Genomic DNA, 7,173 nt, shown 5'->3' with positions numbered 1-7,173 from the left:
AGGCGTCGATTCCGCCCAGGCCGGGGCCGGAACGGGAGATGTTGATGATCACGCCGGGAAGCTCGGCGCCGGCCATGTAGGAGATGCCTTCCTGCTTGAGGGAGATGCCGGGGCTCGACGAGGAGGTCATGGCGCGCACGCCGCAGGCGGAGGCGCCCAGCAGCATGTTGATGGCGCCGATCTCGCTCTCGGCCTGGATGAATTCGCCGGAGAGCTTGGGAAGCTCGCGGGAAAGGTATTCGGGAATATCACTTTGCGGTGTGATGGGATAACCGAAGTAGTAACGGCAGCCGGCCTCGACGGCACCCATGGCAGCGGCCTCGTTACCCTTTACAAACAGGCGCTTTGACACTTGTTCCTCCGGGAGAAGGGCCACCGGCAACAGCTCGAGGCCCTCACTAAAACTAATTCCACGTTTGTCTACAGCTGAAGGGGGATCGAATCAGGCAATCAGGCTGGAGATAACTGTTTGAACACAGATATGGCAACGTCAGGACAGATTTCGGCGCAGAGAGCACACCCGGTGCAGAGTTCCTGAGAGGAGGCCTCAGCCGGCGTATAACCCTGGAGGTTGACCTTGTCGCAGAGTTGAATCAGCTTTTTCGGACAGGCGATGGTGCAGATACCGCACCCTTTGCATCTCACTTGATCGATCTCAATTCTTCCCATTGTCACAGCTCCCCCACAATCCGGATGACATTTTTGGCATCCAGTTAGCCGTGAAAACTAGCAGAAATATGTCAGCCGCGTCAACTTTTTTTGCTTAAAACAAACATTTATCCCTTGCTTTTGAGGTCCCCTGTAGTTTAATAGAAGCAAATTAGAGGTTTTTAAAAATAGAAAGGAGGAGCAAACAGATGGCATCATCACTACTGGAGCTGACGGCCAACATCGTATCTTCGCATGCGTCGGTAACCGAGATGTCAGGCGAAGACCTCCTTCTGGAGCTGCAGAAGGTACACGGGGCGCTGCAGAAGCTGGAAGAGGAAAGCGGCGGCGAAACTGTGGAAAGGGGCGGCGAAGCGCGTGGGCCGGCCCTCTCCATAAAGAGGGCCTTCCAGACGGACCAGGTCAGCTGCATGCTGTGCGGCAAGAGCGGCATGAAAACGCTGGCCCGCCACCTCGCCCAGGTTCACGGCATGAAACCGGGCGAATACCGGAAGCAGTTCGGCATCCCCAGCAACCAGGCTTTAACTGCCAAGAACTTCTCGGAAGCCCGCAGAAGGATGGCACAGGAGAAAGGTCTCGCCGACAACCTGGCCAAGGCCCGGGCGGTACGTGCCGCCAAGCTGGCTGCCAAGGGTGGCGGTGAGAGGAAACCGGCCAAGCCCCCGCGCACCGCCAAACAGAAAAGGATGAGCGCCTGATCGATAGGGCTGAAGAATTGGTAAATGAAAAGCCGCCCAGAGGGTGGCTTCTTTTTTGATCTTCCTACTTCCGTTTCGACATGCCTCGCTTGGCGACCACGCCGCTCTTGCGGGGGGCACGTCCGGAACCGGCCGAGGCACCTTTCCTTCTCAGCTTGGTCACTTCTTCCGGCGCAAGGTACCTGAACTGCCCCGGTTTCAGGTCGCCTATCTCCAGAAAGTCGTAGCGCGAACGCTTCAGCCTCACCACGCTAAGCCCCACCGCCTCGCACATACGCCGCACCTGCCGATAGCGCCCCTCGTGGATGGTGATCGAGATCCAGGAGTTGTGCTCGCTTTCGCTGACCGGCACCACCTTGGCAGGTGCGGTCATGCCGTCCTCGAGCTTCACCCCCTCGGTAAGCCGCTGGATCTGCTCCGGCGAGACGTGCCCGCTCACCCTGACCAGGTACCCCTTGTCCACCTCGTGGGAGGGATGCATGAGGGCGTTGGCCAGCGCGCCGTCGTTGGTGAGCAGCAGCAGTCCCTCGGTGTTGTAGTCCAGGCGGCCGATGGGGTAGACCCGCTCCTTGAGCCCCTTCAACAGGTCGGTGACGATGGGGCGCCCTTCCGGGTCCTTCATGGTGGTCATGTAGCCGACCGGCTTGTAGAGCAGGATGTAGACCCGCTTCTCCTCGATGGTGAGCGGTTTGCCGTCGACGGTGATCACGTCGTTGTCGGGGTCGGCCTTGGTGCCAAGCTCGGTTACCACGCTGCCGTTCACCGCCACCCTGCCGTCCAAGATGATCTTCTCGGATTCGCGCCGGGAAGCGACACCTGCCTGCGACAATATCTTCTGCAAACGATCCTGCATACCTCTGTCTCCTCAATTGAGCAGTCGTGCCTTACCCACTTTTCCGAACACTGCAGACTCTCCCTCCCCCTGCGGGGGAGGGCAGGGGTGAGGGAAGCCTCGCATCTTCGTGGATAGTCCCCTCACCCCGACCCTCTCCCGCAGGGAGAGAGAGAGCTGGCAAAGGGGGTTGGAGTGACTGCAACATGCCCACGCTGTCTCTCAAAGAAAAAGGCGCCCATTCGGTGCTGGAGGCGCCTTTTCCCACTTTTCTTCATCTCCGTCGAGACACCGACGGCCGGCTCTTATTCCAGGAAGCGCGACATCTTCCGGAACTTCTGGTAGCGCTGCTCGATCAGCTCCTCGGCGGAGAACTTCTTCAGTTCGGCCAGGTTCCTGGTGAGCGCCTCGTGCAGGTTCTTCGCCGTCCCCTCGTGGTCGCGGTGCGCGCCGCCCGGCGGCTCGGCAACGATCTCGTCGATGACGTCGAGTTCCTTGATGTCCCTGGCGGTGAGCTTGAGGGCTTCGGCGGCCTGGGCACCCTTGGTCCCGTCGGACCAGAGGATGGCGGCGCACCCTTCGGGGGAGATAACCGCGTAGACCGAGTGCTGCAGCATCAGGATACGGTCGCCGACCGCGATGGCCAGCGCACCGCCGGAGCCACCCTCGCCGGTGATCACCACGATGATCGGCACGGTGAGGCGCGCCATCTCACGCAGGTTGTGGGCGATGGCCTCGGCCTGCCCGCGCTCCTCGGCGCCGATGCCGGGGAAGGCGCCCGGGGTGTCGACGAAGGTGATGATCGGCAGCTTGAAGCGCTGTGCCATCTCCATCAGGCGCAGGGCCTTGCGGTACCCCTCCGGGTTGGGCATGCCGAAGTTGCGGAACACCTTCTCCTTGGTGTCGCGCCCCTTCTGGTGGCCAATCACCATCACCGGCTCGCCGTCCAGCCTGGCCAGGCCGCCGACGATGGCGTGGTCGTCCCCGAAGTTACGGTCGCCGTGCAGCTCCACGAATTCGGTGAAGATGAGGCTTAGATAGTCGAGAGTGAAAGGTCGGTTGATATGACGGGCCACTTGAGCTGTCTGCCAGCGGGACAGGTTGCTGAACATGTCCTCGCGCATCCTTTCTGCTTTCTCTTCGAGCTTGGCAACTTCACCCTTCAAGTCTACAGCATCTGTCGAAAAGGCAAGCAGTTCCTGAATCTTCTTCTCCAGTTCTGCCAAAGGTTTCTCAAAGTCCAGGTAGCTCTGTTGCAATGCCATATGTTCAGTCTCCTTCTTCTCTGTTTTATTGGCCCCCTTTGACAAAGGGGGGCGGAGGAGATTTTTTTATGCCTTGCCAGCACAAAAAGATCCCCCTAAGTCCCCGTTTAAGAGAGGACTTCGATGGTTCGAAAAGGTCACGTCACTCAAATGAGACGGCATTATAGCCGAAGAGGTTACTCACTTCCACTGTTAATTCTTCACTGGCCGATACTTTGTATACGTCGGCCAGCTTCACCGTCACCCGCGAGCTGTTCTCCAGGTCGATATGCAGGAAGCTGCGGCAGCTCCCCTGGTACTTGGAGAGGATCCCCTTCAGCGTGCTGAGCTTGCCGGAGTCGGTGTTTCCCGCCTCGATCTTGAAGTTCACCCTTTTGGTTTCCCGCTCGTTCAGGTCGCGCAGCAAGACGATGTCGCTCGCCATCACCTTGGCCCCCTTCTCGCCGTGCTCGACGGTGCCGGTGACGTGGATGGGGTCGTCGCTCTTGAGCAGTTCCGAGCAGCGTGCGTAGACGTCGGAGAAGACCACCACCTCGATGGAGCCGCACAGGTCCTCCAGCGAGATGAACCCCATCCGGTCCCCCTTCTTGGTCATGATCTCCTTCAAGGAGGTGGAGATGCCGCAGATCTTCACCTCGCTCTTCTCCTTGGCCTCGTTGATGGTGGAGGTGTCCACCGTGGAGAAGCGGCGCATGTCGGCGACGTAGCGGTCCAGCGGATGGCCGGAGATGAAGAAGCCGATGGACTCCTTCTCGCAGCCCAGCCGGTACTTCTCGTCCCACTCCGGGATGTCCGGCAGTCGGTTGCCACCCCCGCTCGGGCCGCGCACGATCTCGGCCGCCCCGAACAGCGAGGCCTGCGCGCTCTCCTTCTCCTGCTGGATCTTCTGGCCGCTGGCCGCCGCGTCGTCCAGGGCGGCCATCATCTGGGCGCGCCTGGCTCCGGTGCAGTCGAAGGCGCCGCTCTTGATGAGCGCCTCGATCACCCGCTTGTTGCAGCGACGGAGGTCCACCCTCTCGCAGAAGTCGAAGAGGTCGGTGAACGGCGTGTCGCCGCGGGCCTCCAGGATCGCCTCGATGGCTCCCTCCCCCACGTTCTTGACCGCACCCAGGCCGAAGCGCATGGCCCCGTCCAGCACGCGGAAGGAGCGCAGCGACTCGTTGATGTCCGGCGGCAGCACCTGGATCCCCATCTCCCGGCAGTCACCGATGCTCTTGATCACCTTGTCGGTGTTGCTCATGTCCTCGGTCAAGAGGGCGGCCATGAACTCCACCGGGTAGTGGGCCTTAAGGTAGGCGGTCTGGTAGGCGACCAGCGCATAGGCGGCCGAGTGGGACTTGTTGAAGCCGTACTCGGCGAACTTCGCCATCAGGTCGAAGATGCCGGCGCACTTCTTGGGGTCGAGGCCAAGTTTCTCGGAGCCCTCCATGAACTTCAGGCGCTCCTTGGCCATCTGCTCGGCGTCCTTCTTACCCATGGCGCGGCGCAAGAGGTCCGCGCCGCCCAGCGAGTAGCCGGCCAGCGAGCGGGCGATCTGCATGACCTGCTCCTGGTAGACGATGACGCCGTAGGTGTCCTTGAGGATCGGCTCCAGCTGCGGCAGGTCGTAGACGACCGCCTTCCTGCCGTGCTTGCACTCGATGAAGGCGTCCACCATGCCCGAACCGAGCGGGCCCGGACGGTAGAGGGCGCAGACTGCGATGATGTCCTCGAAGCAGGAGGGCTTCAGCTTGACCAGGAGCTCCTTCATGCCGCTGGACTCCAGCTGGAAGACGCCGGTGGTGTTGCCGGCCTGCAGAAGCTTGTAGGATTCCTCGTCGTCGTCGGTCAAAAGCGTGATGTCGAAGTTGGGGTCCTTGCCGTTGCGGATGTGCTTGCAGGCGTTGTCGATGACGGTGAGGTTCTTGAGGCCGAGGAAGTCGAACTTCACCAGGCCGACCTTCTCCACGTACTTCATCGAGTACTGGGTGGTCAGCGAGCCGGTCTTCTGGTCCTTGTAGACCGGGCAGAACTCCTCCATCTGCTTGGGCGCCACCACCAGGCCGGCGGCGTGGGTCGAGATGTGACGGGCGAGCCCCTCCAGTCTCAAGGCGACGCTCATGACCTCGTTCACCTTGGGGTCGGCGGCCATCAGCTCCTTGAGCTTGGGCTCCTGCTCGATCGCCTTGTCCAGCGTGATGCCGAGCACCTCGGGGACCAGCTTGGCGATCTTGTCCACGTCGGCGAAGGTGCAGTCGAGGGCGCGCCCCACGTCGCGGATGACGCCGCGGGCGGCCATGGTACCGAAGGCGGCGATCTGGCAGACCTTGTCCCTGCCGTAGCGGTCGACCATGTACTGGATCACCTCTTCGCGGCGGTCCTGGCAGAAGTCGACGTCGATATCAGGCATGGAGATACGTTCGGGATTGAGGAATCGCTCGAACAGCAGGTTGTAGGGCATCGGATCGATGTCGGTGATCCTGATGCAGTAGGCGACCAGACTGCCCGCCGCCGAGCCCCTGCCCGGACCGACCGGGATGCCGTGGTCTTTCGCCCAGTTGATGAAGTCCGCCACGATCAGGAAGTAGCCAGGGAAGCCCATGTGCCGGATGCAGTCCAGCTCGATGCGCAGGCGGTCGTGGTAGGCCTGCTCCTGCTCGGCGGTCAGGTCGGGGTACTTGAGCTTGATCTTCTGGAGGCGAAGCTTCAGCCCCTCGATCGACTCGCGTTCCAGCTGATCATCCAGGGTCTCGCCGGGGGGGGCTTCATAGGCGGGGAAGTGGTAGGTCTTGAAGTCGAACTCGTAGTTGCAGCGCTCCGCGATCTTGACCGTGTTCTCCAGCGCCTCCGGGCAGTAATGGAAGTCCTTGGCCATCTCCTGCGGGGTCTTCACGTAGAAGGCCTCGGTGCTGAAGCGCATCCTGGACGGGTCGCTCATGGTCTTGCCGGTCTGGATGCAGAGCAGGATCTCGTGCGCCTTGGCGTCCTCTTTATTGAGGTAGTGGCAGTCGTTGGTGGCGACCAGCGGCAGGTTCAGCTCGCGCGCGATCTCCATCACCCGCTTGTTGGCCACCGTCTGCTCGGGGAGCCCGTTCTCCTGGAGCTCCAGGTAATAGCTCCCCGGGAAGAGGTCGGCGTACCACATGGCGGCGGCCCTGGCCTCATCCATCTTGTTGCGGCCGGCCAGATAGGCGACCTCCCCCTGGAGACAGGCGGAGAGGCAGATGAGCCCTTCGCTGTGCTGCTGGAGGAGCTCCTTGTCGATGCGGGGACGACGGTAGAAGCCGTCCTTGTAGCCGGCGGAGGTCAGGTAGCAGAGGTTCTTGAAGCCGACCATGTTCTCGGCCAGCAGGATCAGGTGGTAGCTGGTGACCGGATCGGCCGCGGTGGGCGCCTTCTTGTCGAGACGGGAGCCGGGGGCGATGTAGACCTCGCACCCCAGGATCGGCTTGATCCCCTTGTCCTTGGCCTTCAGGTAGAACTCGAGCGAGCCGAACATGTTGCCGTGGTCGGTGACGGCCACCGCCGGCATGTGGCAATCCTTGGCCTTCTTGACCAGGTCGCCGATGCGGATGGCGCCGTCGAGCAGGGAGTACTGGGAATGGAGGTGGAGATGAACGAAATTTGCTGAATCCATAACAGAAAACCCTGCAATGTGGGGGGGGCGAGCCAAGAGAGACGGTACAACAAAGGGAGCCTGCTCAGTCAAGGCTCCCGTCGAATCTGAGGG

5 protein-coding genes and 1 pseudogene are annotated in these 7,173 nt (G+C 61.4%); 1 reads left to right on the top strand and 5 read right to left on the bottom strand.

The features are described 5' to 3' along the window. Positions 1–352: pseudogene (locus VJ604_RS18895) on the bottom strand (3-methyl-2-oxobutanoate dehydrogenase subunit beta); the annotation flags it as partial. A gap of 98 nt (positions 353–450) precedes the next feature. Further along, on the bottom strand, positions 451–669 hold the full coding sequence (locus VJ604_RS18890; protein WP_324085195.1) for a 4Fe-4S dicluster domain-containing protein: 219 nt from the start codon (positions 667–669) through the stop codon (positions 451–453). A 188-nt stretch (positions 670–857) separates the two neighbouring features. On the opposite strand from VJ604_RS18890, the gene VJ604_RS18885 reads away from it, so the two are divergent. Beyond that, the gene (locus VJ604_RS18885) at positions 858–1,367 is read left to right on the top strand and encodes a Ros/MucR family transcriptional regulator (protein WP_324085192.1); all 510 of its coding nucleotides are present in this window, start codon (positions 858–860) and stop codon (positions 1,365–1,367) included. 64 nt (positions 1,368–1,431) lie between these two features. Here VJ604_RS18885 and VJ604_RS18880 read toward each other — a convergent pair whose 3' ends face one another. The 3 genes from VJ604_RS18880 to dnaE form a co-directional block, all read right to left on the bottom strand. Continuing rightward, positions 1,432–2,220, bottom strand: a complete 789-nt coding sequence (locus tag VJ604_RS18880) for a pseudouridine synthase (RefSeq protein ID WP_324085190.1) — start codon at positions 2,218–2,220, stop codon at positions 1,432–1,434. A 284-nt stretch (positions 2,221–2,504) separates the two neighbouring features. After that, positions 2,505–3,464 carry an acetyl-CoA carboxylase carboxyltransferase subunit alpha gene (locus tag VJ604_RS18875; RefSeq protein WP_324085188.1) on the bottom strand — a complete coding sequence of 320 codons (960 nt, stop codon included), beginning with the start codon at positions 3,462–3,464 and terminating at the stop codon, positions 2,505–2,507. A 142-nt stretch (positions 3,465–3,606) separates the two neighbouring features. Further along, positions 3,607–7,080 carry a DNA polymerase III subunit alpha gene (gene dnaE / locus VJ604_RS18870; protein ID WP_324085186.1) on the bottom strand — a complete coding sequence of 1,158 codons (3,474 nt, stop codon included), beginning with the start codon at positions 7,078–7,080 and terminating at the stop codon, positions 3,607–3,609. Positions 7,081–7,173: the final 93 nt, after the last annotated feature.

The organism is Geomonas sp. (genome assembly GCF_035254065.1).
In the GTDB taxonomy this organism is placed as follows: Bacteria; Desulfobacterota; Desulfuromonadia; order Geobacterales; family Geobacteraceae; genus Geomonas.
Note: the sequence above shows the minus strand (reverse complement) of the source record. Positions and strands in the feature narration are given on the sequence as shown.

What these genes read in the sequence shown, in the direction of transcription:
- VJ604_RS18890 (WP_324085195.1), bottom strand. Translation starts at nt 669, where the DNA reads ATGGGAAGAATTGAGATCGATCAAGTGAGATGCAAAGGGTGCGGTATC.
- VJ604_RS18885 (WP_324085192.1), top strand. Translation starts at nt 858, where the DNA reads ATGGCATCATCACTACTGGAGCTGACGGCCAACATCGTATCTTCGCAT.
- VJ604_RS18880 (WP_324085190.1), bottom strand. Translation starts at nt 2,220, where the DNA reads ATGCAGGATCGTTTGCAGAAGATATTGTCGCAGGCAGGTGTCGCTTCC.
- VJ604_RS18875 (WP_324085188.1), bottom strand. Translation starts at nt 3,464, where the DNA reads ATGGCATTGCAACAGAGCTACCTGGACTTTGAGAAACCTTTGGCAGAA.
- dnaE (WP_324085186.1), bottom strand. Translation starts at nt 7,080, where the DNA reads ATGGATTCAGCAAATTTCGTTCATCTCCACCTCCATTCCCAGTACTCC.